This is a genomic window from Saccharothrix sp., assembly GCF_031180885.1.
GTDB lineage: Bacteria > Actinomycetota > Actinomycetes > Mycobacteriales > Pseudonocardiaceae > Actinosynnema.
Window position 1 is genome coordinate 224,871 of the sequence record NZ_JAPSLK010000001.1, and the last position, 26,690, is coordinate 251,560.

The following is a 26,690-nucleotide window of genomic DNA, read 5'->3' on the forward strand; positions in this document are numbered from 1 at the left end:
CCCCCGCAATCGCTTGCGCACGGCCGAACGGGGACGGGTACATGGTCACCATGAAGGAGGTCGCCGCGCTGGCCGGCGTCTCCATCACCACGGTCTCACACGTGATCAACGAGACCCGGCCGGTGGCGGCGAGCACGCGCGAACGGGTGCTCAAGGCGATCGAGGAGACCGGGTACACCGGCGACGCCATCGCCCGCTCCCTGGTCACCGGCGGCACGAAATCCCTGGGTCTCGCGGTGTCGCTGGTGTCGCACCCGTACTTCGCGGAGCTGATCGCGGCCATCGAGAACGAGGCCACCCAGGCCGGGTACTCGCTGGTGCTGATCGACACGCGCGAGTCGGCCGAGTCGGAGCAGGCCGCGGTGCGGATGCTGCGGTCGCGCCGGGTGGACGGGGTGCTGCTCACGCCCACGTCGGGCTCGGCGGCCCTGTCCGAGCTGCGCCGGCTGGGCGTGCCGACCGTGCTGGTGGACCGGCTGACGCTGGCCCAGGACACCGACCAGGTGGGCCCGGAGAACGTGCAGGCCACGTCCAGCCTCGTGCGGCACCTGGCGGACCTCGGGCACCGGCGGATCGGCCTGGTCACCGGGACGCCCGGCGTGCCGACCACGGACGAGCGCGTCCTGGGCTACCGGCTCGGCCTGGGCCGGGCGGGGCTGAAGTGGGACGAGGAGCTGGTCGCCCAGTCGCTGGAACCGCTGCTCGGGAAGGCGTCCGGGCTGGTGGTGAGCGACCACCAGGTGCTGATGACGGTGCTCGGCGCGGCGCGGGCGCACGGCGTTCGGATCGGGACCGACCTGGCCCTGGTCACCTACGGCGAGGTGGAGTGGGCCGAACTGGTCGAGCCGCCGCTGACCACGATGGCGCAGCCGGTGGAGGAGATCGGGCGGACGGCCGTGCGACTGCTGCTGTCCCGCATCGCCGACCCGGAGCGCGCCCCGGAGACGATCAGGCTCGCGCCCGCGCTGAAACACCGCCAATCGTGCGGGTGTCACTAGTAGCGTGAGGCCCGTGCTGGTACCCGGCCTGGTTTCGGTGACCTTCCGCGCGCTCCCCGTTCCCGAGGTGGTGGACCTGGCGCGGTCGTGCGGCCTGTGGGCCGTCGAGTGGGGCGGCGACGTGCACGTGCCGCTGCACGACCTGCCGGCCGCGCGCGACGCCCGGGACCGGTGCGCGGACGCGGGGCTGAGCGTGTCGGCGTACGGGTCGTACTACGGGGCCGGCGTGACGGACCCCGACGAGTGGCCGCGGGTGCTGGCGACGGCGGCGGAGTTGGGCGCGCCGCGGATCCGGGTGTGGGCGGGGAACAAGGGCTCGGCGGAGACGCCCGCGGACCAGCGGGCGCGGGTCGTGGCGGCGATCCGGGACGCGGCGGTGCGTGCGGAGGACTACGGCATCCGGATCGCGGTGGAGCACCACCGCAACACGTTGACCGACACGCTGGAGTCGGCGAACCGCCTGTACGCGGAGGTCGGGCACGGGTCGGTGGTGCCGTACTGGCAGCCGCGCGGCGGTCAGGACGTGGCCAGCGCGGTGGAGGAGGTGCGCACGCTGCTGCCGCGCCTGACGACCGCGCACGTGTTCTCGTGGGGTCCGGGCGGGGGCACGGACCGGCTCCCGCTGGTGGCGCGGGAGGACCTGTGGCGGCCGGCGCTGGCGGAAATGGCGCGGGACGGCGTGGACCGGCACGTATTGCTGGAGTTCGTGGCCGACGACTCGCCGGAGCGGTTCCGGGAGGACGCTGCGGTGCTGCTGGGGTGGATCAGCGCCGTAGCGGCGTGAGGTCGTTGCGCTCCAAGAGGGCCGCGGCTTCCAGCGCCATCCAGCCGCCGAGTTGGACGGAGAGGTCGCGTTCTGCTTTGGTGCGGTCCGGGTCGCCCGCCGGTTCGTTCCACTGTGGACCGAACAGCGGTCCGCTGACGGCGCTGCTCCGGTTGGCCCACAACGCTTCCGCGGACGTGAACACGAGGTCCGCCGCCTTGGCCGCTTCGGGCCGGTCGAGCCGCAGCGCGGCCTGCGCGAGGTAGCGGACCAGGATGCCGGTGAACAGCCCGCCGTCGCCGCCGCCGTGGCCGCGCAGGACGCCGTCGTCGGCGAGGTGCTTGTCCACGGCGGTGATGATGCGGGCGGCGCGCTCCTGGTACTGCCCGGTGCCGAGTTCGACGCACGCGCCGAGGACGACGCCCTGGCAGTAGGTGTAGAGGTTGCGCTCGACCTCGCGGACCGTGCCGTCGGGGTGGACGTGCAGGCCGTCGAAGAACAGCCCGGTCTCCTCGTCCCGCAGCCACTCCTCGATCCAGTCCACAGTGGACCGTGCGCGGCCGAGGTCCCCCTTGCCGCCGAGGCGGGCGAGGAAGATGGCGGCGGGACCGTTGGCGGGGACGTTCTTGAAGTCGTCGTTGCGCTTCCACCAGATGCCACCGCCGCCGTGGTCGGTCCAGCCGTCGCGGAGGCGTTGGGCGATGGTCTCGATGGCGTGCGGCTTGTCGACGCCGGCGTGCGCGGCGCGTTGGAGGGCGAGGCCGAGCCAGGCGATGTCGTCGTAGTAGTCGTTGGTCCAGCCGAGGAGGTTGCGCACGCGGATGCCGCGGACGAGCCGGCGGATGAGCTGGAGGCGGGCTTCGCGCGGGGAGCGGAGTTGGGCGTCGAGGACGCAGTCGAGGAGGTGGGCCTGCCACCAGTAGCCGAAGCGGAGGTGCAGCCGGGCGGGCCAGTCGACCGGCCAGGCGACCGAGCCGAGCGCGGTGCCCGGCAGCCCCCAGACGCGGCGCAGGTGCCGCGACTCGACGGCACGTTCGGCCACGCCCGCGCGGGCGGCGAGGAGCTTCGGCGTCGTCACGGATCAAGCTTCTCGACTTTATCGTTCAAGAAGCGCGTCGGAAGAGTTCCCAGTGGTAGAGCGCCATGGCGACGCTGGTGGTCAGGTTGTAGCTGGACACTTTCGGGCGCATCGGCAACGACACGACCCGGTCGGCGCGCCGCCGAACGACCTCCGACAACCCGTGCCGCTCGGACCCGAAGGCGAGAACCGCGTCATCGGGAATCCGCGCGTGCCTCAGTTCTTCCCCTCCCGCGTCAAACGCAATGACCGGCCCTTCCAGCTCGTCCACCCCATCCAACCGTCGTACCGGCAGGGCGAAGTGCAGACCCGCACTCCCCCGCAACACGTTCGGGTGCCACGGGTCGACGTCCCCCACGGACACCACACCGCCGGCCCCCAACCCGGCGGCGACCCGGATCACCGCCCCGAAGTTGCCGAGGTTCCGCGGGTTGTCGAGCAGCACGAGCGGAGAGGACCGCTCGACAACCCCCCAATCCGGCCGTTCGGCAGTCCCCCCGACCCCGGTCGGATGCGCCTTCCCGACCACCCGGACGAACTCGTCACCCCCAACCTCGACCGCCCGCTCCTCGAACCACCCGACGAGGTCCGGCGCATGCGACCGCGCAAGGGCCAGGGCCTTCCCCCGGTCCAAGACGACCACGGCCTCCACCACAGCCCCAAACCGAACCGCGTGCTTGACCGCGTGGAACCCCTCCAGCACAACCCGCTCACCCACGAGCCGGGATGGTAGTCACGCGGACAACGGAGGCCGGTCCATCCGGAGACCGACCTTCCGGTACGCCGGCACGTCCCGAACGGTGAGTGACACTTCGACCTCCCCCTCGACACCGCTGCGCACGACGAGCGCATAACTGTCCTGACGCGGATCGAGCCCGACATGGTCGAGCTTCGCCGTGAACCCCGCCGGCAGCACAACGGTGTAATTGATCAGATCAGCGGTGTCGCCGAAGGACACGAGGAAAACGTCCGGCTCGTGACCCCGCACGAACGGGAGGCACATTTCCGGCCAGAACACGTCGACGACGAAAGTGAACTGCTCACCGCGGGTCAATGGACTCTCGAGGTGCACGAAAGTCTTCACCGTGCCGATTCGGATCCAGTGATCGGTGCTGATGAGCCGCGTGCCACCGATACCGTTGGTCTCGGGCGTGCGCACATCGACGGTGACCCGCTCGCGGTACTGCTCCGGCCAATCCCAGTTGACGCGGTTGGTGAAGCTCACGAAGGTCATCCGATCGCAGGCGGCGGCGATCGTCACCGCCAACTGCTGACGGACGTCCCCGTTCCGGCTGATCGTCGACTTCTGCGACCACGCGAGGACCCGCCAGCGGTGATCCAACTCCTTCTCGAGGACATCGCAGTAGTCCCTGAGGAGGCGCGAGTGAGGCTCTTTGTCCCAGTGTCTTGCCTCGATTTCTCCAGTCATGCCGAAGAATAAGTCGTCGAGTGCACTGAAAGGACCAGGTGTAGCTCGAACAGCGCAAGCCCGTCTTTACGCCACTTCAGCGACAGGCCTCCGGGTGGTGGGACGCGGTTTGTTCGGCCCGCCGCTTGACGTAGTACCCCGCCCACGAGACGACCACGCACAGCGCCACCACCAACTGCACCGTGCGCGCCGCCGACTCCGGGTACAGGACCCCGTCGATGTAGGTGTCGATGAACCCGCTCGCGAGCGGTTCGCCGCCGTACGACGTGCGGAGCGCGTTCTCCAGCCACGTCAGCGGGCACGCCAGGGGGAAGGTGACGATCAGGACGCCCCACGCCGCCATCGCCGCGTGGTACCAGACGAGCCGGGGCCAGCGCCACGCCAGGAAACCGCCGACCACCAAGAAGATCAGAACGCCGAAGTGGAGCACCATGACCAGTTCGGCGAGCGCCCGCGCGACCATCACGACCTCCCCCCACCAGGGTAGGCCGCGCTCGAAGCGGACGCCCGCCAAATATCAACCGCGCGGCAGCGCCTGCCAGGGCACCCGGCCAGCGATGTCCAGCAGCAGGTCCGCCAGGTGGCCCAGCGGCGCCTGCAACAACGGCACCGGCACCGCGGCGGCCAGGTTGTGCTCGTCGAACGCGATCGCCACGCCCGCCGCGCGCGGGTCGGCCAGCAGCGCCTGGGGCAGGCCCGAGCCGAGCAGGGCGCCCGCGAAGGCCGGGTTCTTGCGGCGCACCTCGTAGCGGGCGTCGAAGGCCGGGTCGCCGGTCGCGGTGAACTGCTCGAAGATGCCCCACACGCTGTCCTCGCGCGGGCTGATCAGGACCCACGGGCCGGGCATCGGGCGCGGCACGACGACCACCGAGTACGTGCGGTACTCGGCGGTCACCACGTTGTCCGTGCGCAGCAGCACCTCGACCGCCAGCACGGGCACCCCGCGCCAGTGGCCGACCAGCTGGAACCGCACGCGGCTCCGGTCGGCCTCCAGCATCCGGCCGATCTGCGGGACGCGTTCCTGGAAGCCCTGGTCCTCGGCGACGAACCGCCAGCCCAGGGCCGCCTCCAGGCCCCGCATCCGCTGCTCCCACTGGTTCACGAACTGCGGGTTCGTGAACGGGTTGCGCTTGCGCCGCGCCAACCCCACGGCGACGCCCACCCCGAGTATCGCCACGATGACCAGCAACAACACCACCGCGGAGGACATCTCAGGCCAGGCCGAGGTCCGCCAGGTCGAGCAGGTAGCGGTAGGACAGGCCCTGCGCCTCGATGACCTCGCGGGCCACCGTGCCGCGGTCCACGACCGTCGCGACGCCCACCACGGTCGCACCGGCCTCGCGCAGCGCCTCCACCGCGGTCAGCACGCTGCCGCCGGTGGTGGAGGTGTCCTCGACCGCGAGCACCCGCTGGCCCGCGACCTCGATGCCCTCGATGCGCCGCTGCATGCCGTGCTTCTTGGTCTCCTTGCGCACGACGAACGCGTCGAGCACCTCGCCGGCCGCCGCCGCGGCGTGCATCATCGCGCACGCCACCGGGTCCGCGCCGAGCGTCAGACCGCCCGCCGCGACGTAGTCCCAGTCGGCGGTGAGCTGCCGCAGGAGCTTGCCGATCAGCGGCGCGGCGGCGTGGTGCAGCGTCGCGCGGCGCAGGTCGATGTAGTAGTCGGCCTCCGCGCCGGAGGACAACGTCACCTTGCCGTGCACCACGGCCAGTTCGCTCACCAACCGGGCGAGTTCGGCCTTGGCACCGGCGTCCAGAACCACTTCAGTTCGCACGGGGTCCAAGACTGTCATACACGTCCGTACGCTGGCACACCGTGAACCTGTTCGGCACCGACACGCTCGTCATCGAGCAGCCCTGGGGCGCAGGCCGGCACCTGTTCGGGACGCGCTACCAGACCACCGCCCTGACCGAGCACGGCGTGCCGCTGGCGACCGCGGCCGACCGCAAGTTCCTCGGCCCGCTGCGAAAACTGCTGCGCGCCACCGGGTTCTCCGGGCGCACCGTCTACGACCTGGCCGTCACCTCGCCGCAGGGCCAGGTGCTGCTGCTGGTGCACAAGGGCGCCGGCAAGCCGCCGACGCGCGTGTCACGGCCCGACGGCACGCCGGTGGGGTCCGTGCGGCGGGAGGGGCGGGGGTCGTACGCCCTGCTGGACCCGAACGGGCAGCGGCTGTGCGCTTTGACGGACGTGGCGACCTTCAGCCCGGGCGCGCTGGCGAAGGGTCCGAGCGGGCGGGTGCGGCGGGACGTGCTGCGGCTGCGGCCGGGCACGCCGGAGCCGGTGCGGTCGCTGGCGCTGGCGACCGCGCTGGCGTTCGACGTGGTGCGGGGGATCGGCACGAACCACACCAGTGGCGGCGGCTTTGACTTCCCGACCAGCGCGTGACGCGAGCCGGCGCTTGAGCCGCCCGAGGCGAGCCGGCGGTTGAGGTGTCCGAGGCGGGGCGTGCCCGAGGCGGGGCGTGCCCGAGGCGGGGGCGTGTGTGAGGCACGGGCACTTGAGGTGGGAGCGCGCCGTAGGCGGGGCGCGCGTCCGAGGCGAGGCGCGCGTCCGAGGCGGAGGCACGCCCGAGGCGGGAACGCGCGTGAGGCGGGGTGGGGCTGGGCGGGAGCGTGCCTGGGGTGTGGGCGCGAAGGCGCGGGTGCCGGCCTCCGGCCCCCGCTTCCATCGTCCCACGCACCACCGACAATTCCGCTCGATCCGCTGCGCGAGCAGATCCGCCGCACCGGCCGACCCGCCGCACCCGCCGCACCGGCCGACCCGCCGCACCCGCCGCACCGGCCGACCCGCCACACCCGCCGCACCGGCCGACCCGCCACACCCGCCGCACCGGCCGACCCGCCACACCCGCCACACCCGCCGCACCCGCCGCACCCGCCACACCCGGCAGACCCGCCACACCCGGCAGACCCGCGGCAGCGGCGAACCAGGAGTGGCGGTGGGGCGCGCAGGTCGGCCGATCCGCGGGTCGGGTGTGAGGGGGCTTACCAGGCGTCTTCGGTGAAGCTGCTCGGCTCGTCGTCGTCACCGCCGCCACGCCGAGGACGGCCCGACTCGACGACGTCCTCCGGGTCGTTGCCCTCCTGGAGCTGGGTGTACGCCCGCTGGAGGTCCGGCACGCCGGTCGCCAGGGCCGCCTGCACGCCCGGGTCGTTGACCGCCCGGCCGGACGCGATGTCCTCCCACGACATCTCGCCCGCGTCCACCCGGCGGGCCAGTTCGCGCAGTTCACGCGGCGCGTTCGGGCCGTGGGCGGCGCGGTTGATCTCGGCGAGATCCGCTTGGGACAGGCCCGAGGAGCGCAGTTGGACCTGGCTCGCCTCGCGCGAGACCTTGTCCACGTTCTCCAGGCGGGCGTCCACCTCGGCGACCAGCGCGTTCAGCCGCTCGCGGTCGTAGGGGAAGGTCACTGGCCACCTCCGGACGGTGCGGGTTCGGGTGCGGGCGGCGGGGCCTGGTTGTAGCGGGTGCCCGCGGAGTGGCCGGCCTTGCCCAGCTTGTAGCCGTTCCAGGCGACGCCGAAGGCGCCGGACTTGGCCGCGGCCATGCCGTTGTCGAACTTCTCCTTGCCGTCCTGGTAGCCGTCGACGACGTCGAGCAGGTCGTTGACGTCGCGCACGTCCTTGAGCTTGGACAGCGCGGTGCCCATGGCGACGATGCCGTCGATCATGCCCTGGACGCCCTCGATCAGCGTCTGGATGGAGATGATGATCTTGCGGATGGCGTCCACGATCTGGATGGCGTCGTAGACCATCCACACCGCACGGCCCCAGCCGACCACCGGGATCCACGCCGTCATCGCCGCTTCGAGCAGCTTGCTGATCAGCATGTCCAGCAGGGTCAGCGCCAGGCCGCACGCCTTGCGGCACGTGTTGGCGGTGGACCGGAACTTGTTGCCGATGATCCGCGCGATCTGCGAGTCGGCCTCGATGGCCAGCGCCCACATGGTCTTCATGCGGGCCTCGAACGCCTGCGCGGCGTCGCCGTTCCAGTGCGGGTTGAGCTGGTCGACGCCCGCGTCCACGTTGTGCCGCACGGAGTCCAGCGCCTTGGCGGTCCGGTCCCACGCGTTGGCGTTCTCGTCGATCTTCTCGAAGTCGCCGAGCAGCGGCTTGATCAGGGCGTCGAGCAGGTTCTCGCCGGTGACCTTCTCGTAGATCCAGTTGACGCCCTGGATCTTCCAGCCGGCCTTCTCGATCAGCTCCTTGGTGGACTGCCGGCCCGGCCGGTCCTCGGCGGCGGCGTTGAGGGCGACGGAGGGGTCTTCGACGTCGGCGTACGCGGTCACTTGCCACCACCCAGGGTCGGCGCCTCGGCGGCGTTGGCCAGCTCCGCGAGGACCCGGTCGAGGACGCTCATCGCCATCTCCTCGCCCTTCTGGTACATGTCGGCGGCCTTGGCCAGCCCTTCGGCTTCCTTGGTCATCATCTGGTTCGCGAAGTCGAGCGTCTCCCCGTACAGGTTGGCGACGCCGGTCACGATCGGCTGGAGCAGCGAGAGCAGCCCGGTGAAGCCCGAGGTGTCGCCGCCCTTCGTGACCGCGTGGTCCTTGATGGTCATGAAGTGCTGCGCGTTGCGGGTCAGCAACTCGCTGTAGCCCCGCAACTCGGCCGGCTCGACGTGGAAGCCTTCACCCATGGACGTGTCCCTCCTCCTCCAGTTCGGGGAGTGGGACGGACCGGACGGGTGCCCGGTTCCCGGTGATCTTGGCCGATTTCACCGGCCTTGATCAGGAGCTTCCCTCAGGTCCGGTTGCGCCCTCCGCTGGCCCGCGAGGCGATGCGGCGCAGCAGCGTGCGGGGGATCAGCCGGCTGATCGTCGCGATGGCCTTGTACTGGAAGCCCGGGATGGACAACTGCTTGCCGGCGCGCAGGTCGGCCAGGCAGTCGTGCACCACGCGGTCGGCGTCGAGGTACAGGAACGGGGGCGTCTTCGACATGTCGATCTGCGCCCGCTGGTGGAACTCGGTGCGCACGAAACCGGGGCACAGCGCCAGCACGCGCACGCCGGTGCCCGCCGTCGCCTGCGCCATGCCCTCGGAGAACGCCGTCACCCACGCCTTGTCCGCGCTGTAGGTCGAACCGCGCCCGGGCAGGAAGCCCGCGATGCTGGACACGTTCACCACGTCCCCGCGGCGGCGCTGCACCATGCCGGGCAGCGCGGCCCGGGTCAGCCGCAGCACGGTCTTCACGTTGACCGCGAGCTGGCTCTCCAGCCGGTCGGCGTCGGAGGAGAAGAACTCGCCGGACAGCGCGAACCCGGCGTTGTTGACCAGCAGGTCGAACGGCCGCTCGGCGAGGACCTGCTCGACCTTCGCGCGGGCGGTGTCGTCGGCGAGGTCGGCGGGCAGCACCTCGACCTGCACGCCGTGGCGTTCGCGCAGCTCGGCGGCGTTGCGTTCGAGCCGCTCCACGTCCCGGGCGACCAGGACCAGGTCGTGCCCCTCGGCGGCCAGCCGGCGCGCGAAGGCGGCGCCGATGCCCGCGGTCGCCCCCGTGACCAGGGCCAGCGGCGGGGTCACGGCTTGCGGCCGAACTGCGGGCGGTGAACCTCGCCACCGGCGTCGGTGTCCGGATCGGCGTCGAACGGGTCGACCACGTCAGCCAGCTCCCCCAGGTCGCGCAGGAGTCGTTCCAGTCGGGCGGGTGAGGAGTTCGGCGGGGCCGCCGCCATCACCCAGTCGTTCTCCAGCCACACCACGGTGACGTCCGCGCCGATCTCCTCGGCGGCGTCCACCAGGTCGGGTGTGATCAGCTTGCGGGCGGCGGGCAGCTCGCCGACGAACGCGTACCGCGAGCCGACCGGTCCGAGCAGGTCGGGCATCTGGTCGCGCTGGAACGGCACGCTCGGCAGCCACAGCTCGACCACCACGTTCACCGGGCGGCGGCAGCGCACGCCGACCAGCACGGAGTTGACCTTGCCGCCGGTCTCGTGGTCGAGCACGTAGACCTGGCGGCGGCCGTCCGCGGTGAACGTCGACCCCGCCACCACGTCCTTCGCGACGCCCGTGCCGTAGTAGGCGATCGCCCCGCTCTCCCACCGTGTGGGCAGCACGTGGTCGGTCTCCTCGAACTGCCAGCCACGGAGAGCGGCCCACCTGCGCCGCTCCCGGTTACGCGCGGTTCGCTGCGCCCGGTCGGTGGCGAGCAGGGCGAACCCCGCCACCCCCGCGACCGCGGCGACGGTGAACCAGACCCACGCCGGTATGCCCACGGGTGCGAGGGTAGCGGCAGACACCGACCAAACGAAGATCACTTGGGGCGTGGCTCGCGCGATCGGACCAACCCGTTACCGGGAAGGTGGCCCACGCGGTGCTGGATGGCGCGCCTCCGGCGCGCGGCTCGGCCGGCCTAAAGTCGGCTCGTCACACCGCCTTTCCCGCCGACCGAAAGCATGATCGTCGGCAAAGGCGACGCGACAAGCCGACGGCGGCTGCGTTGGATGGCCGCGACCCCGTCGCGGCGGCGAGGCCGCCCTGAGGGTCGGCGGCCTCGCGGGAAAGGACTAGGCCCTGCCGACGATGAGCCCCGATTGGTCGTCGACGACGTCGACCTTGACCGTGTCGCCGTCACGAACCTCGCCCGACAACAGTTCCTTGGCCAACTGGTCACCGATGGACGACTGCACCAGCCGCCGCAACGGCCGCGCGCCGTACACGGGGTCGAAGCCGTTCAGTGCCAGCCAGTCGCGGGCCGAAGGCGTGACCTCCAGCGACAGCCGCCGCTGGGCCAGGCGCTTGCCCAGCCGCCCGATCTGGATGTCCACGATCGACGTCAGCTCCTCGGTGGCCAGCGAGTGGAACACGACCACGTCGTCCAGCCGGTTCAGGAACTCCGGCTTGAAGTGGCGGCGGACCACGTTCATGACCGCGTCGTTGCGCTGCCGGTCGTCCAGGGCCGGGTCGGCGATGGACTGCGAGCCCAGGTTCGAGGTCAGCACCAGGATGGTGTTGCGGAAGTCCACCGTCCGGCCCTGGCCGTCGGTCAGCCGGCCGTCGTCCAGCACCTGGAGCAGCACGTCGAACACGTCCGGGTGGGCCTTCTCCACCTCGTCGAGCAGCACCACGCTGTACGGGCGCCGGCGCACCGACTCGGTCAGCTGGCCGCCCTGGTCGTAGCCGACGTACCCGGGGGGCGCGCCGACGAGCCGGGCCACCGAGTGCTTCTCGGAGTACTCGCTCATGTCGATGCGGACCATCGCCCGCTCGTCGTCGAACAGGAACTCCGCCAGCGCCTTGGCCAGCTCGGTCTTGCCCACGCCGGTCGGCCCGAGGAACAGGAAGCTGCCGGTCGGGCGGTCCGGGTCGGCGACGCCGGCGCGGGTGCGGCGGACCGCGTCGGACACCACGCGCACGGCCTCGGCCTGGCCGACGACCCGCCGCGCCAGCTCCTCCTCCATGCGCAGCAGCTTGGCCGTCTCGCCCTCCAGCAGCCGCCCGGCCGGGATGCCGGTCCACGCCGACACCACGTCGGCCACGTCGTCCGGCCCGACCTCCTCCTTGAGCATCACGGCCGCGTCCTGCGTGGTGCGGGTCGCCGCCTCCAGCTCCTTCTCCAGCGCCGGGATGCGCCCGTACCGCAGCTCGGCGGCCCGGCCCAGGTCGCCGTCCCGCTCGGCCCGCTCGGACTCGCCGCGCAACTGCTCCAGCTGCTCCTTGAGGTCGCGGACCTTCTCGATCGACGTCTTCTCGTTCTGCCAGCGCGCGGTCAGCGCGGCCAGGGTCTCGCGCTTCTCGGCCAGCTCGGCGCGCAGCGCGGCCAGCCGCTCCATCGAGGCCGGGTCCGACTCCTTGGCCAGCGCCATCTCCTCGATCTCCAGCCGGCGCACGGCCCGCTCGACCTCGTCGATCTCGACCGGCCGGGAGTCGATCTCCATGCGCAGCCGGGACGCGGCCTCGTCGACCAGGTCGATCGCCTTGTCCGGCAGGAACCGGGCGGTGATGTAGCGGTCGGACAGGGTGGCCGCGGCGACCAGCGCGGAGTCGGTGATGCGCACGCCGTGGTGCACCTCGTACCGGTCCTTGAGCCCGCGCAGGATGCCGACGGTGTCCTCCACCGACGGCTCGCCCACCAGCACCTGCTGGAACCGCCGCTCCAGCGCCGGGTCCTTCTCCACGTGCTCGCGGTACTCGTCCAGGGTGGTCGCGCCGACCATGCGCAGCTCGCCGCGGGCCAGCATCGGCTTGATCATGTTGCCCGCGTCCATCGCGGAGTCGCCGGTCGCGCCCGCGCCGACGATGGTGTGCAGCTCGTCGATGAACGTGATGACCTGGCCGGCGGAGTCGGTGATCTCCTTGAGCACGGCCTTGAGCCGCTCCTCGAACTCGCCGCGGTACTTCGCGCCCGCCACCATCGCGCCCAGGTCCAGCGCCACCACGCGCTTGCCGCGCAGCGACTCGGGCACGTCGCCGGCCACGATCCGCTGGGCCAGGCCCTCCACGATCGCGGTCTTGCCGACGCCGGGCTCGCCGATCAGCACCGGGTTGTTCTTGGTGCGCCGGGACAGCACCTGCACGACCCGCCGGATCTCGGTGTCCCGCCCGATGACGGGGTCGAGTTCGCCCTTGCGGGCCCGCTCGGTCAGGTCGACGCCGTACTTCTCCAGCGCCTGGTAGGTGCCCTCCGGGTCCGGGCTGGTCACCCGCGCCGACCCGCGCACGCGGCCGAACGCCTCGCGCAGCGCCTCGGGGGTCGCGCCGTGCCGCCGCAGCAGGTCGGCGACCTGGCCGCCGTGCTGCGCCAGGCCCACCAGCAGGTGCTCGGTGGACACGTACTCGTCGCCCATCTCGGTGGCCAACTCCTGCGCCCGCCCGAGCACGCGCACGGCGTCCCTGGAGAACTGCGGGGCGGACACGCTCGACCCGCTGGCCGCCGGCAGGGCGCGGCTGAGCTGTTCCAGCTCCTTGTGCACCTGCTTGGGGTCGGCCCCCACGGCGGACAGCAGCGGCGCGGTCAGCCCGTCGCCCTGCGCGAGCAGGGAGCCCAGGAGGTGGACCGAGGTGACGTCGGGGTTGCCCGCGATCGTCGCCGCCTGCACCGCCGCGGACACGGCCTGCTGCGTCTTCGTGGTCGGGTTGAAAGCGTCCATTCCTCACCTCGGTCGCGTGTTCCGGCGCACCACCGGCTACCACTCACCTCAACGTCAGAAAAGTTGAGTCCGTTCCACTCAACCTAGCCCAAGTGGTGTGACCCCCGCCACGACCACCCTTGACCTCGACCGAACTCGAAGTCCTAGCGTCGGTGCCATGACCGTCAAGCTGAACCACACGATCGTGTCCGCCCGGGACGCCCGCGCCACCGCCGACTTCCTCACCGAGGTCTTCGGCTTCGCCCCCGCCACGCCCTACGGCCCGTTCCTCGTCGTGACCACGGACAACGAGGTCTCCCTGGACGTGATGACCGTCGAGGGCGACATCACCCCGCAGCACTACGCCTTCCTGGTCGGCGACGAGGACTTCGACGCCATCTTCGGCCGCGTCAAGGAGCGCGGCCTGCCGTACTGGGCCGACCCGTTCCACCACCAGCCGAACCGGATCAACACCCACGACGGCGGCCGGGGCGTCTACTTCGACGACCCGAACGGGCACAGCCTGGAGATCATCACCGTCCCCTACGGCGGCTAAATCGGCGTGCGCCCGTCCGCGCGCCCCCTTGAAGATCTCCCCATGAGTTCACTCGTGCACCACATCACCGTCGACTGCAAAGACGCATACGCCCTGGCCACCTTCTGGAGCCAGGTCACCGGCCACCCCGTCTCGGACGAGGACGAGCCCGGCGACCCGGAGTGCCTGGTCGCCCTCCCCGCAGGCCCCGACCTGCTGTTCATCGAGGTCCCCGAGGGCAAGACGGTCAAGAACCGCATCCACCTCGACCTCCAGCCCGACACCACCCGCGACGCCGAGGTGGAGCGGCTCCGCGGCCTCGGCGCCACCCTGGTGGACGACCAGCGCCGCCCCGACGGCACCGGCTGGGTCGTGCTCGCCGACCCCGAGGGCAACGAGTTCTGCGTCGAACGCAGCGCGGCCGAACGGGCCGCCACGTCCTGACCGCGTCACCCACATGTCGCAGCGCGGTTGTCCACACGCGCACCCCTGTTATCCACAATCCCCAGGTGTGAATCCACAGGCCGAAGCGGATCTCCGCACCGGTGCGGGGAGGGTGCGTCTAAGAGGGTGAGACCCCCGCCTCACGCGATCTCCGGGACCCGTTAAAGGCGTGCTCGGGCGGGGCACTCGCCTCACGGTTGGACGCAATCCGCAGACCCGGTACAGGTCATCACGAATGTTCGCTCGATGGGACGAACGCACGGCGACCGCCCGTGATCGCACTGCACTCGAAGGTGGCATCAAGGAGTCAACCGGCCAGTTGACGGGTTAGCCTCGGTTCGTCGGGGATGGAAGCTTGACGAGGACGATGCGCCTTGCTGACGGCGCTGGAAACGTGGAGACTGCGCCCGGACCATGACTGCGAACGCTGTGTTGAGCCCCATCCCGAGCCCGCCCCACCGAGAACCCCCACCGGGTGTCACCGCAATGGTGCGCCTCATCAGGGAGAGCTGGGCGGTCGTCGAGCCGCGCGCCGAAGAGGTCGCCAAGTTCTTCTACGGAATGCTCTTCAGCCTCGCGCCGGCCACCCGCGAGATGTTCCCGGCGAACATGGAGGTGCAGCGCAGCCGCCTGCTGCGCGCACTGGTCCACGTCGTCCAGATGGTCGACCGACCGGACGACCTGATCCCCTTCCTGCGCCAACTCGGCCGCGACCACCGCAAGTTCGGCGTGGTCAACGTGCACTACGAGTCGGTCGGAACGGCCCTGCTCGCCGCCGTGAAGAAGCACGCCGGCGGCGCGTGGACCCCCCAGGTCGAGATGGCCTGGGCCGAGGCCTACACGATCATGGCCCGCGCCATGCAGGAGGCGGCGGCCGCCGACGAGGGTCCCGCGTACTGGCACGCCACGGTGCTGGAGCACCAGCGCGTGAGCTGGGACCTGGCCGTCGTGCGCCTCCAGCCGGACCACCCGATCGGCTACCGCGCCGGCCAGTACGTGAGCGTCGAAACCCCGCAACGGGCACGCCTGTGGCGCTACTTCTCCCCGGCCAACGCCCCGCGCGACGACGGCATCATCGAGTTCCACATCCGCTCCGTCGAGGGCGGCTGGGTGAGCCGTTCCATCGTCGGCCACACCCAGCCCGGCGACGTGTGGCGCATCGGCCCGCCCATGGGCCGGCTGCACGTGGACCGGAAGTCCGGCAACGACGTCCTCATGGTCGCCGGCGGCACCGGCGTGGCCCCCATGCACGCGATCATCGACGAGATGGCGCAGTGGGGCGAGAACCCGAGGACCCACCTGTTCGTCGGCGGCCGAACCCGCGAGGACCTGTACGACCTCGACAACCTCCAGCGCTTCGCCATGACCAACCCGTGGCTCACCGTGGTCCCGGTCCTGGAATCGGACCCGGGCGCCCGCGGCGTCGAACAGGGCACCCTGGCCGACGTGGTCACCCGCTACGGGGCGTGGGAGGACCGGGACGTCCTGGTCTGCGGTTCACCGTCGATGATCCGCGCAACGGTCTCCCGCATGCTCGTCGCCGGCACCCCTTTGGACCGCATCAAGTACGACCCTTTCACCCTGGACTGACCGTCCGCCAGGCACTTCCAGGGCGGGGAAGTCCTGGAACACCACGCAACAAGTTCCTCCCGCGCGCAACGCTTCGTCCTGTCCTCCCGCGCGCAGCGCCCGCTTTTCGGCGCGGAGCGCCGTGGGGAAGTGCCGCCGGGCACACACCTCAACTTGGGCTTCTTGCTTGTGTCATCCCCGTATGGCCCACCCGAAGGGCTACCACATTTTTGGCCGGGTGCAGCCGAAAATTTTGCGAGGAACGAGCAAAATTTTTAGCGGAACCCGGCCAAAAATGTGGTCGGCTTTGCCGGGTGATGCGGGGATGGCACAAGCAAGAAGCCCCCCGCAGTTGTAGTTGTGTCATCCTTGGCGGCTCGCCCGCCGGCGAGGCGCTTTTGATCTTCAGACCGACACTGACCTGCTCAAGTCCACGCTTCGCGCGTGGCCACGCAACACGCTCCGCGCTGCCGGAGGATGAACGGTCTTCGCGCTCTTGAACCGCGCTGACGCGCTCGCAAGCTCCAACGCGCTCACAAACTCCAACGCGCTCACAAACTCCAACGCGCTCGCAAGCTCGAACGCGCTTCGCGCTCTCAAGATCAAAAACGACCTGGAGAACAACCAGCCACTGCACGACGAAAGGGGAACCCTAACGCTTCCGGTTCGGCTTCCAGACCACCAAAGCGGTCTCCTGGCGCACCGGAACCAAATCCCGCCGCAAAGACCGGTGCACCGAAGCCGCCGCGTGCTCCGCCGCCGCCAACGCCTGGGCCAACTGCTCGGTCAACTCGGACACCTTCGCCCGCAGCGCCCCGACCTCGTTCTCCAGCTCGATGATCCGCTTGATGCCCGCCAGGTTCACGCCCTCCTCCTGGGAGAGCCGCTGCACCTCGCGCAGCAGGACGATGTCGCGCATCGAGTACCGGCGACCGCCGCCCGACGTCCGCCCCGGGGACACCAGGCCCATCCGGTCGTAGGACCGGAGGGTCTGGGCGTGCAGGCCGGACAGCTGGGCCGCCACGGAGATCACGAAGAACGGGGTGTCCTCGTCGGTCCCCGGCGGGAACGGGAACGTCATGTCGACCTCTTCTCCACCAAGGCGTTGAGGTCCGCCCTCGGGTCGTGCTGGGCGGTGGCCGAGGCGTAGGCCTCCAACGCCTCGCGCGCTGCCGAGTCCATGTTGTTCGGGATCGCCACCTGCAACGTGATGAGCAGGTCGCCGACCTGCCCGTCGCGCTTGGCGATGCCCTTGCCCTTGGCCCGCAGCACGCGGCCGGACGCCGTGCCCGCGGGCACCTTCAAGGTCACCTTGCCGTCCAGCGTGGGCACCGTCAACGTGGTGCCCAGCGCCAGTTCGGGGAACGTCACCGGCACGGTCACGGTCAGGTTGTTGCCGCTGCGGCCGAAGACCGGGTCGGGGTTGACGTGCACCCGCACGTACAGGTCGCCGCTCGGACCGCCGTTGCGGCCCGGTTCACCCTGGCCGGCCAGCCGGATGCGCTGGCCGTCGTCGACCCCAGCGGGGATGCGGATGGTCAGCGTGCGGGTCTTCGTGGAGACGCCGTCGCCGCCGCACTCGGGGCACGGGTCGTCCACGATCCGGCCGGTGCCGCGGCAGTCCGCGCACGGCTCGGAGAACGCGAACGCGCCCTGGCTGCGGGTGACCAGGCCGGCCCCGCCGCAGTTGGTGCACGTGCGGGGCGCGGTGCCCGGCCGGGCGCCCGACCCCGCGCACGTGCCGCACGTGGACGGGCTGGACAGCCGCATGGGCACGGTCGCGCCGCGCACCGCCTCGGTGAAGTCGATCCGCACGTCGGTCTCGACGTCCTCGCCCCGCCGAGGCCGGGTCGCCGAGGCGGAGGTGCCGCCGGCGCGCCGGTTGAACAACCCGCCGAGCAAGTCGCCCAAGCCGCCCATGCCGCCGGTCTGCTGCCCGGCGCGGCCGAACAGGTCGCCGACGTCGAAGCCGCCGCCCTGCCCGAACCCGCCCGGGAACCCCCCGCCGCCCGCGAACAGGCGGCGGGCCTCGTCGTACTGCTTGCGCTTGGAGGCGTCCGACAGCACGCCGTACGCCTCCGAGACCGCCTTGAAACGCGCCTCGGCCTTGGCGTCACCGGGGTTGGCGTCGGGGTGCAGCTCCCGCGCCAACTTCCGGTACGCCCTCTTGATCTCGTCGGCCGAGGCGTCGGAGGAGACGCCCAGCTCCCGGTAGAAGTCCTTCTCGATCCAATCCCGAGCACTCACCGGACGCCGCCCCCTCTCACTCAGTCCTGCTGTTCTTCGGTCGGTTCTTCGGCCGCGGGCTCGTGGTCGGTCACGGCGACCAGGGCCGGCCGCAGGACCACGCGCTCGCCGAGCCGGTAGCCGCGCCGGAGCACGGCCGTCACCGTCGGACCGCTCACGTCGGGGGACGTGCTGTGCTGGACCGCCTCGTGCACGGTGGGGTCGAACTCCTCGCCCTCGTGCCCGAACGGCTCCAGCCCGGACTTGGTCAGCGTGGCGACCAGCTTGTCCGCGACCGCCTTGAACGCGCCGGTCAGGTCGCCGTGCTTGTCGGCCCGCTCGACGTCGTCGAGCACCGCCAGCAGCTCGTTGATCACCTGGGCCTTGGCCGAGGCGGTCACCAGCTCCCGGTCCCGCTCGACGCGCTTGCGGTAGTTGGCGTACTCGGCGGTGAGCCGCTGGAGGTCCGCGGTCCGCTCGTCGAGCTGGGCCTTCAGCTCCGCGGCCGGGTCCACCTCGGTCGGCCCCGCGTCGGGGGCGGCGTGGCGGCCACCCCCGTCCGCAGGCTCGTCCTCGCCGGCGGCGTGCCGACCGCCCTCCACGGGAGGCTCGTCCACGGGCCCGTCGGCGTCCGCGGCCGGCGGGCGCACCTGGCCCGTCTCCGGGTCGATGCGACGGCGGTCGCGCACCACCACGTGCGGCTGCTCCTCGGGCTGGGTCACTTCTTCTCGTCCTCGTCCACGATCTCGGCGTCCACGACGTCGTCGGCCTTGGCGTCGCCCGCACCGGCGCCCGGCGCCGCGCCGTCACCGGCCGCGGCACCCGCGGTCGGGGCGGCGTTGGCGTACATGGCCTGGCCGATCGCCTGCGACTCGGTGGCGAGCTTCTCCACCGCGGTGCGGACCTTGGCGATGTCGCTGCCCTTCAGGGCCTCGTTGGTCTCCTCGATCGCGGCCTTGACCTTGTCCTTGACCTCGGCCGGGATCTTGTCGTCGTTCTCCTTGACGACCTTCTCCGTCTGGTAGACCAGCGTCTCGGCCTGGTTGCGGACCTCGGCCTCCTCGCGGCGGCGCTTGTCCTCCTCGGCGTGCGCCTCGGCGTCCTTGATCATCCGGTCGATGTCGTCCTTCGGCAGCGCCGAGCCGCCGGTGATCGTCATCGACTGCTCCTTGCCGGTGCCCATGTCCTTGGCGGACACGTGCACGATGCCGTTCGCGTCGATGTCGAAGGTGACCTCGATCTGCGGGACGCCGCGCGGGGCCGGCGGCAGGCCGGTCAGCTCGAACATGCCGAGCTTCTTGTTGTCCGCCGCGAAGTCGCGCTCGCCCTGGAAGACCTGGATCTGCACGGACGGCTGGTTGTCGTCGGCCGTCGTGAAGATCTCGGACCGCTTGGTCGGGATGGTCGTGTTGCGCTCGATGAGCTTGGTCATCACGCCGCCCTTGGTCTCGATGCCCAGCGACAGCGGGGTCACGTCGAGCAGCAGGACGTCCTTGACCTCGCCCTTGAGCACACCGGCCTGCAGCGCCGCGCCGACCGCGACGACCTCGTCCGGGTTCACGCCCTTGTTCGGCTCGCGGCCTCCGGTCAGCTCCTTGACCAGCTCGGCCACGGCCGGCATGCGGGTGGAACCGCCGACCAGCACCACGTGGTCGATGTCGCCGACGGAGATGCCGGCGTCCTTGATCACGTTGTTGAACGGGGCGCGGGTGCGCTCCAGCAGGTCGTTGGTGATGCGCTGGAACTCGGCCCGGGACAGCGTCTCGTCCAGGAACAGCGGGTTCTTGTCCGCGTCGACCGTGATGTAGGGCAGGTTGATGGTGGCCTGCGACGAGCTGGACAGCTCGATCTTGGCCTTCTCGGCGGCCTCGCGGATCCGCTGGAGGGCCATCTTGTCCTTGGTCAGGTCGATGCCGTTGGACTGCTTGAAGCGCTCCACCAGCCAGTCGACGATGCGCTGGTCCCAGTCGTCACCGCCGAGGTGGTTGTCACCGGAGGTCGCCCGGACCTCGACCACGCCGTCGCCCAGCTCCAGCAGCGAGACGTCGAAGGTGCCGCCACCGAGGTCGAAGACCAGGATGGTCTGCTCCTTCTCGCCCTTGTCCAGGCCGTAGGCCAGGGCGGCGGAGGTCGGCTCGTTGACGATGCGCAGCACGTTGAGGCCCGCGATCTGGCCGGCCTCCTTGGTGGCCTGGCGCTGCGCGTCCTCGAAGTAGGCGGGCACGGTGATCACGGCGTCGGTGATCTCCTCGCCCAGGTACGCCTCGGCGTCGCGCTTGAGCTTCATCAGCACGCGCGCGCTGATCTCCTGCGGCGTGTACTTCTTGCCGTCGATCTCGCTCGTCCAGTTCGTGCCGATGTGCCGCTTGACCGACCGGATGGTCCGGTCGACGTTGGTCACCGCCTGGTTCTTGGCGGGCTGACCGACGAGCACCTCGCCGTTCTTGGCGAACGCGACGATGGACGGGGTCGTCCGCGAACCCTCGGAGTTGGCGATCACCGTCGGCTCGCCACCCTCGAGAACCGCGACGACGGAGTTGGTCGTCCCCAGGTCGATGCCGACCGCTCGCGCCATTTGGATTCCTCCTGGTAGTGCGTCTGTGAGAGCCCCGCGTTGAGCGGCGTGCGCTCAAGTTTGCCAGGATCTGCGGACTTGAGTCCACTGGGCTCAATTTCTCTGCCTGTCCAACGGACGGGGCCGTTCGAGTGTTCCCTCCCCGACGTGATCCGGGACACTCGGGCCATGGAGACACCCGCCGACATGATGGCCGCCGTCGCCGCGTCCATGAAGGAGCGCACCGGCCGCACGCTGGACGAATGGGTCGAGCTGGTCGAGGCGTCCGGCGTCGACCCGCTGGACCAGAAGGCCGTCCGGGCGTGGCTGCGCGACGCGCACGGCGTGAAGCAGAACTCGCAGTGGACCATCGCCGACGCCGCCGCCCGCCGCGCCGGCTGGGTCGAGCCCACGCTGGAGGAGTACGTCGACTCCCAGTACACCGGCGGCAAGGCCGCCCTGCGACCCGTCTACGACCGGATCGCCGTGCTGGCGCTGGGGCTGGGCGAGGACGTCCGGGTCGAGGGCCGGTCGACCTACGTCCCGTTCGTCCGGGGCCGCCAGTTCGCCGCCGTCCAGGCCCTGGCCAACCGCGTGGACCTCGGCCTGCGCTTCACCGACGCGCCGGCGAGCGACCGCCTGACGCCCGGCGGTCCCGGCCAGGCGACCCACAAGGTGTCGCTGACCGGGACCGACGAGGTGGACGGCGCGGTGGAGGCCCTGCTGAGGGCGGCGTACGAGCAGAACGCCTAGAGCGCCGGCTCCACGCTCACGTCCCCGCTCCCGGACTTCACCACCACGGACACGGACGCGGCCGGATCGGTCGGCACTCCCACCTGCCGGTCACCGCTGCCGGTCTCGGCCTCCACCCGGTACGCGCCCTTCGGCAGCCGCACCACCACGCCCCCGGAGCCGGACTCGGCCCGCACCGGCTGCACGGCCGCCATGTTCACCTCGACGTCCCCGGAGCTGTCGATGACCGAGACCTCACCCCGCATGTCCGACAGCTTGGCCCGACCCGACCCGACGTCCCCCTTGAACGGGCCGCCGACGTTGGCGACGTCCACGTCCCCCGAGCCGTTCTGGACCCGGACCGACCCGGTCACGTCCCGCACGGTCACGTCCCCCGAGCCCAGCTCGATGTCGACGCTCGCGACCCGCTCGAACGTCGCGTCGCCCGACCCGTTGTTCCCCAGCACCCGCACGTCCTTGCCGGGCACGGTGACCTCGTAGTTCACCGAGCAGCTCCGGCCGCAGTCGTCGAGCACCAGCGTGTCCCCCTCGACGCGGTGGGTCTGCCCGGTCGGCTTGTCGACGTTGCGGGAGTACTCGACGGTCCGCTTGACCTCGACCGACGTCGCCCCTTCACGCCCGCGCACGGTCACGTCCCCCGAGTCGTTCTGCACCCGGACCGCCACCACCTTCTCGGTGACGCTGCCCTGGTCCGAGAACGACTCCTGCACCAGCCGCACGCACCCGGTCATCCCGGCGACCCCCACGAGGACCCCGAGCACCGCCACCACGACCCGCTTACCCACCACAGCCCCCTAGCTCCAGCCCGTGAACGCCCCGAACCTATGCCGCCACGGCCGCGCCGGAACACCAGGAAGACCCCCGAGCCGTACTGGGGTTGTCCCTACCCCCTACGCCAGGGACTCGACGACGGTCCGCAGCGCGGGGGCGCACCGGGCCGGGTCGCCCAGGAAGCGCTCGGAGGCGATGACGTGCGACTCGGTCATCCGCTCCCACACCAGCCCCTGCACCGACACCACCGTGATGACCAGCCGGAACGGCTTCACGTACCGCCCGATCCGGTTCTCCACCCCGCGCACCACCTCACCGATCGGCAGCGCGCCCGGCGTCCGGTTCGCGTGCCGCCGGTCGTACTCCGCGGCGGCGTCCTGCAGGGCGATCACGGCCGCCCGCAAGCACGGCCGCACGGTCAACGAGGGTCCGGACGGGTCGATGGGCGCCACCGACGGCACCTCGGCCCGGGCGTGGTCGAGGACGTCGGCCCACCAGCCCAGCCACTCCTCCGCCGCGCCCGCGCGGTCCACGCCCGGCGGCACGAACACCGGGACCGACGGGTCGAGGCCGGGGAGTTCCGGGACGGTGTCGACCGACAGCGCCAGCGTGTCCCGCAGGAACAGAGCGGTGTTGACCGTCTGGTTCGTGCCGTGGGACACCTGCCACGACTCACGCCCGGCGAACCTCATAACACACAGTGTCCCTCCTGAAGGTCATCGAGGAGGCATCAGAAGGGACACGACAGGCTCCAACTGTTCCGCCGTTGGGGGGAAATCGGCGATCAGACCCTGGATCAGCAGCCCGTCCAGGGCCGCCACGAACCCGAGGAACGCCGCCGGCTGCATCGTGCCGAACACCGACGACAGCAGCGTGATCCACCGCCGGGCCGCCGGCCGCAGCTCGGGCCGCCGGGCCGCGAACAGGTACAGCTCGTACTCGGCGAGCGTCCGGCCCCGGTTCGGCCCGACGGCGTCGGCCAGGAACTTGGCCACCGACGACGGCGTGGGGCTGACCGACCCGAACGCCACCGCCATCTCGCTCGCCGACCACTTCAGGCAGGCGATCAGCAGGTCGTCCAGGGTGGCGTAGTAGTACACGGTGGAGGACACCGGCACGTCCGCCTCCCGCGCCACCGACCGGTGCGACACCCCCGACACGCCCTCGCGCTCGATCACCCGCAGCGTCGCCGCGAGGATCGCCCGCCGCCGCCGGTCGCCCCGGGCGCGCCGCCCGTCAGCCGGCGTGCCCCGGCCCCGGCTGCCGTCAGCCGGCGGCACTGCCCACCTCGATGGCGACCACACCGGCCACCACCAGCACCAACCCGGTGATCACCATCGGGTTCAACGGCTCCTTGAACAGCACCACCCCGATCCCGGCCACGGCCGCGATGCCGAACGCGCACCAGATCGCGTAGGCGACCCCGATGGGCATCCCCAGCTTCAGCACGTACCCCAGGGACGCGAACGCCACGACGTACCCGACGACGACCGCCACCACCGGCAGCGGGCGGGTGAACCCGTCGCTGAGCTTCAGCGAGACGGTGGCGGTCACCTCGCCCACGATGGCCAGTGCGAGCAGCAGATACACCACGGCGAGCCCTCCGACTAGTGGAACGAACGTTCAACTAGTTTATGTGATCGGCCACGCTCGAGTGGTTACCGACGAGTAATCCGGCGTAGTCTGCCCAGCCAGGAGACTGACGAGAAAGGCCGCCACCACATGGGAGCCCTCCAGCTCACACTCGGCGCCATCGGCGTCGCCGTCAGCGTGTACGCCTGGGGTCTGTTCGTGGCCGGTGTGGTCCGGATGATCAAGATCATCCGCCTGGGCCAGCCGGACTCGACGCGCAACGGGCCGTTCCTGCCCCGCCTGCGCACCCTGATCGTCGAGTTCGTCGCGCACACCCGGATGGCCAAGTTCCGCAAGGTCGCCCCCTGGCACTGGATGGTGATGTGGGGCTTCCTGATCGGCTCCGCGGTGCTGTTCGAGGCCTACGGCGAGGTGTTCTACCCCGGGTTCCACTGGCCGGTCATCGGCACGTGGTCCGTCTGGGCGCTGCTGATCGAACTGCTCGGCCTCGGCACCGTCGTCGGTGGCGTGGCGCTCGCGGTCATCCGCCAGCTCAACCACCCGCGCCGCGCCGACCGCGTGTCCCGGTTCGCGGGCTCGAACTTCCGCGCCGCCTACTTCGTCGAGGCGGTCGTCATCATCGAGGGCCTGGGCATCCTCGGCGTGAAGGCGTTCAAGCAGGCGTCCGGCCTGGAGGACCCGCCGCTGTGGTCGTCCTTCGTCACCGGGCCGCTGGGCAACGTCCTGCCCGCGAGCCCCGACTGGGTCTCGATCATGGCGTTCATCAAGCTGGCGTCGGCGATCATCTGGCTCATCGTGGTGGCGAAGAACCTGACCATGGGTGTCGCGTGGCACCGGTTCAGCGCGTTCTTCAACATCTACTTCAAGCGCGAGGACGACGGCGGCGTCGCCCTGGGCGCGCTCAAGCCCATGATGAGCGGCGGCAAGGTCCTCGACCTGGAGGAAGCCGACCCGGACAAGGACACCTTCGGCGTCGGCAAGGTCGAGGACTTCACCTGGAAGGGCTGGCTGGACTTCAGCACCTGCACCGAGTGCGGCCGCTGCCAGTCCCAGTGCCCGGCGTGGAACACCGGCAAGCCGCTGTCCCCGAAGCTCGTCATCACCCAGCTGCGCGACCACGCCTACGCCAAGGCCCCGTACCTGCTGGCCGGCGGACGGCGGGACATGGCCGGCGACGAGGTCGGCATCACCGAGGACAAGTACGAGGACTACAAGAAGCGCCTGGAGTCCATCGACGTCCTGGCCATGGCCGAGGCGGACCGGCCGCTGGTCGGCGGCGTGGACGAGTTGGGCGTCATCGACCCCGAGGTGCTGTGGTCCTGCACCACGTGCGGCGCGTGCGTCGAGCAGTGCCCGGTGGACATCGAGCACGTCGACCACATCGTCGACATGCGCCGCTACCAGGTGCTGATCGAGTCGAACTTCCCGTCCGAGCTGGGCGGCATGTTCAAGAACCTGGAGAACAAGGGCAACCCGTGGGGCCAGAACGCCAAGGACCGCCTGGCGTGGACCGAGGGCCTGGACTTCGAGGTGCCCGTGTTCGAGGGCGAACTGGGCGACACCGAGTACCTGTTCTGGGTCGGCTGCGCGGGCGCGTTCGAGGACCGGGCGAAGAAGACGACCCGCGCGGTGGCCGAACTCCTGCACACCGCGGGCGTCAAGTACACGGTGCTCGGCCCGGAGGAGACCTGCACCGGCGACCCGGCGCGGCGCGCGGGCAACGAGTTCCTGTTCCAGATGCTGGCGCAGCAGAACGTCGAGATCCTGAACACGGTCTTCGAGGGCCGTGAGCCGGGCAAGCGCAAGATCGTCGTGACCTGTGCGCACTGCTTCAACACGCTGGCCAACGAGTACCCGCAGGTCGGCGGCCAGTACGAGGTCGTGCACCACACCCAGCTGCTCAACCGCCTGGTGCGCGAGCGGCGGCTGGTGCCGGTGGCCGAGGTCGCGGAGGACGTCACCTACCACGACCCGTGCTACCTGGGCCGGCACAACAAGGTCTACGAGGCGCCGCGCGAGCTGGTCGGCGCGTCCGGTGCCACCCTGCGCGAAATGCCCCGCCACGAGGAACGCTCGATGTGCTGCGGCGCCGGCGGCGCGCGGATGTGGATGGAAGAGCGCATCGGCAAGCGGATCAACATCGACCGCGTGGACGAGGCGCTCGGCACGGCCCCGTCGAAGATCGCGACCGGCTGCCCGTTCTGCCGCGTGATGCTGACCGACGGCGTCACGGCCCGGCAGAACGAGGGCGTGGCGGGCGGTCACGTCGAGGTAGTGGACGTGGCGCAGCTGCTGCTGACCGCGGTGCGCCGGGGGCAGGAGCAGGAGCGCCAGGACGTGCCCACCGACGAGGTCGGCTCCGGCACCCCGCTCACCGAGGAGGACAAGGCGGGGACGCAGAGCTAGGTTGTGCGAAGAAGGCCCCGGTCCACTGTGGACCGGGGCCTTCTTCGTTTCGATCAGTCGTTGCCGCGGACCCGGTCCCAGACGATGTTGAGCGCCCAGCTCGTCAGGGCCACGATGATCGCGCCCCAGAACGCGGGCCAGAACCCGGTCACCGTGAACGGCAGGCCCAGCTCGCCCGCCAGCCAGCCGGTGAGCCAGAACAGCAGGCCGTTGACGACCAGGCCGATCAGGCCGAGCGTCACGATGTAGAACACGCAGCCGAAGAACTTCACCAACGGCTTCACCACGGCGTTCACCAGGCCGATCAGCAGCGCGACGCCGATCAGCGTGCCGATCTTCGCGGCGGTCGAGCCCTCGCCCAGGTCGATGCCCGGGATGACCGTGGAGACCCAGACCGCGATCGCGGTCACCAGCACCTGCACCAGAATGCCCATGCCGCGCAAGGCTAGCCGCCGGTGTGCTCCGAACGGGTCAGGCGCGGCCTGCGGATGTCCCGG

29 protein-coding genes are annotated in these 26,690 nt (G+C 70.8%); 8 read left to right on the plus strand and 21 right to left on the minus strand.

The annotated features are described in order from the left end of the window. Window positions 1-41 precede the first annotated feature (41 nt). Both RIN75_RS01190 and RIN75_RS01195 read left to right on the plus strand, forming a co-directional pair. Window positions 42-998, plus strand: coding sequence for a LacI family DNA-binding transcriptional regulator (locus RIN75_RS01190; protein WP_309109839.1), 957 nt, complete (start codon window positions 42-44; stop codon window positions 996-998). Window positions 999-1,011: 13 nt separating this feature from the next. Further along, window positions 1,012-1,782: a TIM barrel protein gene (locus tag RIN75_RS01195; protein ID WP_309109840.1), complete on the plus strand. Its 771-nt coding sequence runs from the start codon at window positions 1,012-1,014 to the stop codon at window positions 1,780-1,782. Here RIN75_RS01195 and RIN75_RS01200 read toward each other — a convergent pair. The 6 genes from RIN75_RS01200 to pyrE form a co-directional block, all read right to left on the minus strand. After that, window positions 1,763-2,839: a glycoside hydrolase family 76 protein gene (locus RIN75_RS01200; RefSeq protein WP_309109841.1), complete on the minus strand. Its 1,077-nt coding sequence runs from the start codon at window positions 2,837-2,839 to the stop codon at window positions 1,763-1,765. The genes RIN75_RS01195 and RIN75_RS01200 overlap by 20 nt on opposite strands. A gap of 25 nt (window positions 2,840-2,864) precedes the next feature. Further along, window positions 2,865-3,557: a TrmH family RNA methyltransferase gene (locus RIN75_RS01205; RefSeq protein ID WP_309109842.1), complete on the minus strand. Its 693-nt coding sequence runs from the start codon at window positions 3,555-3,557 to the stop codon at window positions 2,865-2,867. Between the two features lie 15 nt (window positions 3,558-3,572). Then, on the minus strand, window positions 3,573-4,268 hold the full coding sequence (locus RIN75_RS01210) for a hypothetical protein (protein ID WP_309109843.1): 696 nt from the start codon (window positions 4,266-4,268) through the stop codon (window positions 3,573-3,575). A gap of 76 nt (window positions 4,269-4,344) precedes the next feature. After that, the gene (locus tag RIN75_RS01215) at window positions 4,345-4,731 is read right to left on the minus strand and encodes a DUF2784 domain-containing protein (RefSeq protein ID WP_309109844.1); all 387 of its coding nucleotides are present in this window, start codon (window positions 4,729-4,731) and stop codon (window positions 4,345-4,347) included. Window positions 4,732-4,785: 54 nt separating this feature from the next. Then, window positions 4,786-5,478, minus strand: a complete 693-nt coding sequence (locus tag RIN75_RS01220) for a hypothetical protein (protein ID WP_309109845.1) — start codon at window positions 5,476-5,478, stop codon at window positions 4,786-4,788. A gap of 1 nt (window position 5,479) precedes the next feature. Further along, entirely contained in the window at window positions 5,480-6,034 is a 555-nt protein-coding gene (pyrE, locus tag RIN75_RS01225; protein WP_121224223.1) for an orotate phosphoribosyltransferase, read from the minus strand. Between the two features lie 53 nt (window positions 6,035-6,087). Here pyrE and RIN75_RS01230 point away from each other — a divergent pair, with 53 nt between their 5' ends. Continuing rightward, the gene (locus tag RIN75_RS01230; RefSeq protein ID WP_309109847.1) at window positions 6,088-6,660 is read left to right on the plus strand and encodes a hypothetical protein; all 573 of its coding nucleotides are present in this window, start codon (window positions 6,088-6,090) and stop codon (window positions 6,658-6,660) included. A 599-nt stretch (window positions 6,661-7,259) separates the two neighbouring features. Here RIN75_RS01230 and RIN75_RS01235 read toward each other — a convergent pair. The 6 genes from RIN75_RS01235 to clpB form a co-directional block, all read right to left on the minus strand. Beyond that, window positions 7,260-7,685: a hypothetical protein gene (locus RIN75_RS01235; RefSeq protein ID WP_309109848.1), complete on the minus strand. Its 426-nt coding sequence runs from the start codon at window positions 7,683-7,685 to the stop codon at window positions 7,260-7,262. Continuing rightward, window positions 7,682-8,563: a WXG100 family type VII secretion target gene (locus RIN75_RS01240; protein WP_309109849.1), complete on the minus strand. Its 882-nt coding sequence runs from the start codon at window positions 8,561-8,563 to the stop codon at window positions 7,682-7,684. The genes RIN75_RS01235 and RIN75_RS01240 overlap by 4 nt, the downstream gene beginning before the upstream one ends. Further along, window positions 8,560-8,913, minus strand: coding sequence for a hypothetical protein (locus RIN75_RS01245; RefSeq protein WP_309109850.1), 354 nt, complete (start codon window positions 8,911-8,913; stop codon window positions 8,560-8,562). The genes RIN75_RS01240 and RIN75_RS01245 overlap by 4 nt, the downstream gene beginning before the upstream one ends. A 104-nt stretch (window positions 8,914-9,017) precedes the next feature. Beyond that, entirely contained in the window at window positions 9,018-9,797 is a 780-nt protein-coding gene (locus tag RIN75_RS01250; protein WP_309109851.1) for an SDR family oxidoreductase, read from the minus strand. Beyond that, a complete protein-coding gene (locus tag RIN75_RS01255) occupies window positions 9,794-10,489 on the minus strand; it encodes a hypothetical protein (protein ID WP_309109852.1) in 696 nt (231 codons plus the stop codon). Before RIN75_RS01255 ends, RIN75_RS01250 begins: the two co-directional genes overlap by 4 nt. Before the next feature lie 291 nt (window positions 10,490-10,780). Then, window positions 10,781-13,363: an ATP-dependent chaperone ClpB gene (gene clpB / locus RIN75_RS01260; protein ID WP_309109853.1), complete on the minus strand. Its 2,583-nt coding sequence runs from the start codon at window positions 13,361-13,363 to the stop codon at window positions 10,781-10,783. A 157-nt stretch (window positions 13,364-13,520) separates the two neighbouring features. On the opposite strand from clpB, the gene RIN75_RS01265 reads away from it, so the two are divergent. The 3 genes from RIN75_RS01265 (at window position 13,521) to RIN75_RS01275 (ending at window position 15,911) form a co-directional block, all read left to right on the plus strand. Then, a complete protein-coding gene (locus tag RIN75_RS01265) occupies window positions 13,521-13,898 on the plus strand; it encodes a VOC family protein (protein WP_309109854.1) in 378 nt (125 codons plus the stop codon). Window positions 13,899-13,940: 42 nt separating this feature from the next. After that, a complete protein-coding gene (locus RIN75_RS01270; RefSeq protein WP_309109855.1) occupies window positions 13,941-14,321 on the plus strand; it encodes a VOC family protein in 381 nt (126 codons plus the stop codon). Between the two features lie 486 nt (window positions 14,322-14,807). Then, window positions 14,808-15,911, plus strand: a complete 1,104-nt coding sequence (locus tag RIN75_RS01275; protein ID WP_309109856.1) for an FAD-binding oxidoreductase — start codon at window positions 14,808-14,810, stop codon at window positions 15,909-15,911. A gap of 631 nt (window positions 15,912-16,542) precedes the next feature. Here RIN75_RS01275 and RIN75_RS01280 read toward each other — a convergent pair. From RIN75_RS01280 to dnaK, 4 genes are read right to left on the minus strand one after another with little or no spacing between them, the layout of a single operon-like run. Then, on the minus strand, window positions 16,543-16,971 hold the full coding sequence (locus RIN75_RS01280) for a heat shock protein transcriptional repressor HspR (protein ID WP_309109857.1): 429 nt from the start codon (window positions 16,969-16,971) through the stop codon (window positions 16,543-16,545). Then, window positions 16,968-18,137 carry a molecular chaperone DnaJ gene (dnaJ, locus tag RIN75_RS01285; RefSeq protein ID WP_309109858.1) on the minus strand — a complete coding sequence of 390 codons (1,170 nt, stop codon included), beginning with the start codon at window positions 18,135-18,137 and terminating at the stop codon, window positions 16,968-16,970. The genes RIN75_RS01280 and dnaJ overlap by 4 nt, the downstream gene beginning before the upstream one ends. A gap of 20 nt (window positions 18,138-18,157) precedes the next feature. Continuing rightward, window positions 18,158-18,838, minus strand: a complete 681-nt coding sequence (grpE, locus tag RIN75_RS01290) for a nucleotide exchange factor GrpE (protein WP_309109859.1) — start codon at window positions 18,836-18,838, stop codon at window positions 18,158-18,160. Next, a complete protein-coding gene (gene dnaK, locus RIN75_RS01295) occupies window positions 18,835-20,691 on the minus strand; it encodes a molecular chaperone DnaK (RefSeq protein ID WP_309109860.1) in 1,857 nt (618 codons plus the stop codon). The genes grpE and dnaK overlap by 4 nt, the downstream gene beginning before the upstream one ends. Window positions 20,692-20,859: 168 nt before the next feature. On the opposite strand from dnaK, the gene RIN75_RS01300 reads away from it, so the two are divergent. Further along, window positions 20,860-21,423: a DUF5655 domain-containing protein gene (locus RIN75_RS01300; RefSeq protein ID WP_309109861.1), complete on the plus strand. Its 564-nt coding sequence runs from the start codon at window positions 20,860-20,862 to the stop codon at window positions 21,421-21,423. Here RIN75_RS01300 and RIN75_RS01305 read toward each other — a convergent pair. The 4 genes from RIN75_RS01305 to RIN75_RS01320 all read right to left on the minus strand — a co-directional run bounded on the left by RIN75_RS01305 (window position 21,420) and on the right by RIN75_RS01320 (window position 23,787). Further along, a complete protein-coding gene (locus RIN75_RS01305; RefSeq protein ID WP_309109862.1) occupies window positions 21,420-22,208 on the minus strand; it encodes a DUF4097 family beta strand repeat-containing protein in 789 nt (262 codons plus the stop codon). The genes RIN75_RS01300 and RIN75_RS01305 overlap by 4 nt on opposite strands. A 105-nt stretch (window positions 22,209-22,313) precedes the next feature. After that, on the minus strand, window positions 22,314-22,886 hold the full coding sequence (locus tag RIN75_RS01310; RefSeq protein WP_309109863.1) for a hypothetical protein: 573 nt from the start codon (window positions 22,884-22,886) through the stop codon (window positions 22,314-22,316). Window positions 22,887-22,910: 24 nt separating this feature from the next. Further along, a complete protein-coding gene (locus tag RIN75_RS01315; RefSeq protein WP_309109864.1) occupies window positions 22,911-23,474 on the minus strand; it encodes a TetR family transcriptional regulator in 564 nt (187 codons plus the stop codon). After that, window positions 23,461-23,787 (minus strand): SMR family transporter, encoded by a 327-nt coding sequence (locus tag RIN75_RS01320; RefSeq protein WP_309109865.1) that lies wholly within the window; start codon window positions 23,785-23,787, stop codon window positions 23,461-23,463. The genes RIN75_RS01315 and RIN75_RS01320 overlap by 14 nt, the downstream gene beginning before the upstream one ends. 129 nt (window positions 23,788-23,916) lie before the next feature. On the opposite strand from RIN75_RS01320, the gene RIN75_RS01325 reads away from it, so the two are divergent. After that, window positions 23,917-26,193 carry a (Fe-S)-binding protein gene (locus RIN75_RS01325; RefSeq protein WP_309109866.1) on the plus strand — a complete coding sequence of 759 codons (2,277 nt, stop codon included), beginning with the start codon at window positions 23,917-23,919 and terminating at the stop codon, window positions 26,191-26,193. A 53-nt stretch (window positions 26,194-26,246) separates the two neighbouring features. Here RIN75_RS01325 and RIN75_RS01330 read toward each other — a convergent pair whose 3' ends face one another. Continuing rightward, window positions 26,247-26,627 (minus strand): phage holin family protein, encoded by a 381-nt coding sequence (locus RIN75_RS01330; RefSeq protein ID WP_309109867.1) that lies wholly within the window; start codon window positions 26,625-26,627, stop codon window positions 26,247-26,249. Window positions 26,628-26,690: the final 63 nt, after the last annotated feature.

Excerpts from the sequence above, each read along its gene's own strand:
- RIN75_RS01190 (WP_309109839.1), top strand. The coding sequence starts at position 42 with ATGGTCACCATGAAGGAGGTCGCCGCGCTGGCCGGCGTCTCCATCACC.
- RIN75_RS01210 (WP_309109843.1), bottom strand. The coding sequence starts at position 4,268 with ATGACTGGAGAAATCGAGGCAAGACACTGGGACAAAGAGCCTCACTCG.
- RIN75_RS01215 (WP_309109844.1), bottom strand. The coding sequence starts at position 4,731 with ATGGTCGCGCGGGCGCTCGCCGAACTGGTCATGGTGCTCCACTTCGGC.
- RIN75_RS01220 (WP_309109845.1), bottom strand. The coding sequence starts at position 5,478 with ATGTCCTCCGCGGTGGTGTTGTTGCTGGTCATCGTGGCGATACTCGGG.
- RIN75_RS01245 (WP_309109850.1), bottom strand. The coding sequence starts at position 8,913 with ATGGGTGAAGGCTTCCACGTCGAGCCGGCCGAGTTGCGGGGCTACAGC.
- clpB (WP_309109853.1), bottom strand. The coding sequence starts at position 13,363 with ATGGACGCTTTCAACCCGACCACGAAGACGCAGCAGGCCGTGTCCGCG.
- RIN75_RS01265 (WP_309109854.1), top strand. The coding sequence starts at position 13,521 with ATGACCGTCAAGCTGAACCACACGATCGTGTCCGCCCGGGACGCCCGC.
- RIN75_RS01270 (WP_309109855.1), top strand. The coding sequence starts at position 13,941 with ATGAGTTCACTCGTGCACCACATCACCGTCGACTGCAAAGACGCATAC.
- RIN75_RS01275 (WP_309109856.1), top strand. The coding sequence starts at position 14,808 with ATGGTGCGCCTCATCAGGGAGAGCTGGGCGGTCGTCGAGCCGCGCGCC.
- RIN75_RS01280 (WP_309109857.1), bottom strand. The coding sequence starts at position 16,971 with ATGACGTTCCCGTTCCCGCCGGGGACCGACGAGGACACCCCGTTCTTC.
- dnaK (WP_309109860.1), bottom strand. The coding sequence starts at position 20,691 with ATGGCGCGAGCGGTCGGCATCGACCTGGGGACGACCAACTCCGTCGTC.
- RIN75_RS01300 (WP_309109861.1), top strand. The coding sequence starts at position 20,860 with ATGGAGACACCCGCCGACATGATGGCCGCCGTCGCCGCGTCCATGAAG.
- RIN75_RS01310 (WP_309109863.1), bottom strand. The coding sequence starts at position 22,886 with ATGAGGTTCGCCGGGCGTGAGTCGTGGCAGGTGTCCCACGGCACGAAC.
- RIN75_RS01325 (WP_309109866.1), top strand. The coding sequence starts at position 23,917 with ATGGGAGCCCTCCAGCTCACACTCGGCGCCATCGGCGTCGCCGTCAGC.
- RIN75_RS01330 (WP_309109867.1), bottom strand. The coding sequence starts at position 26,627 with ATGGGCATTCTGGTGCAGGTGCTGGTGACCGCGATCGCGGTCTGGGTC.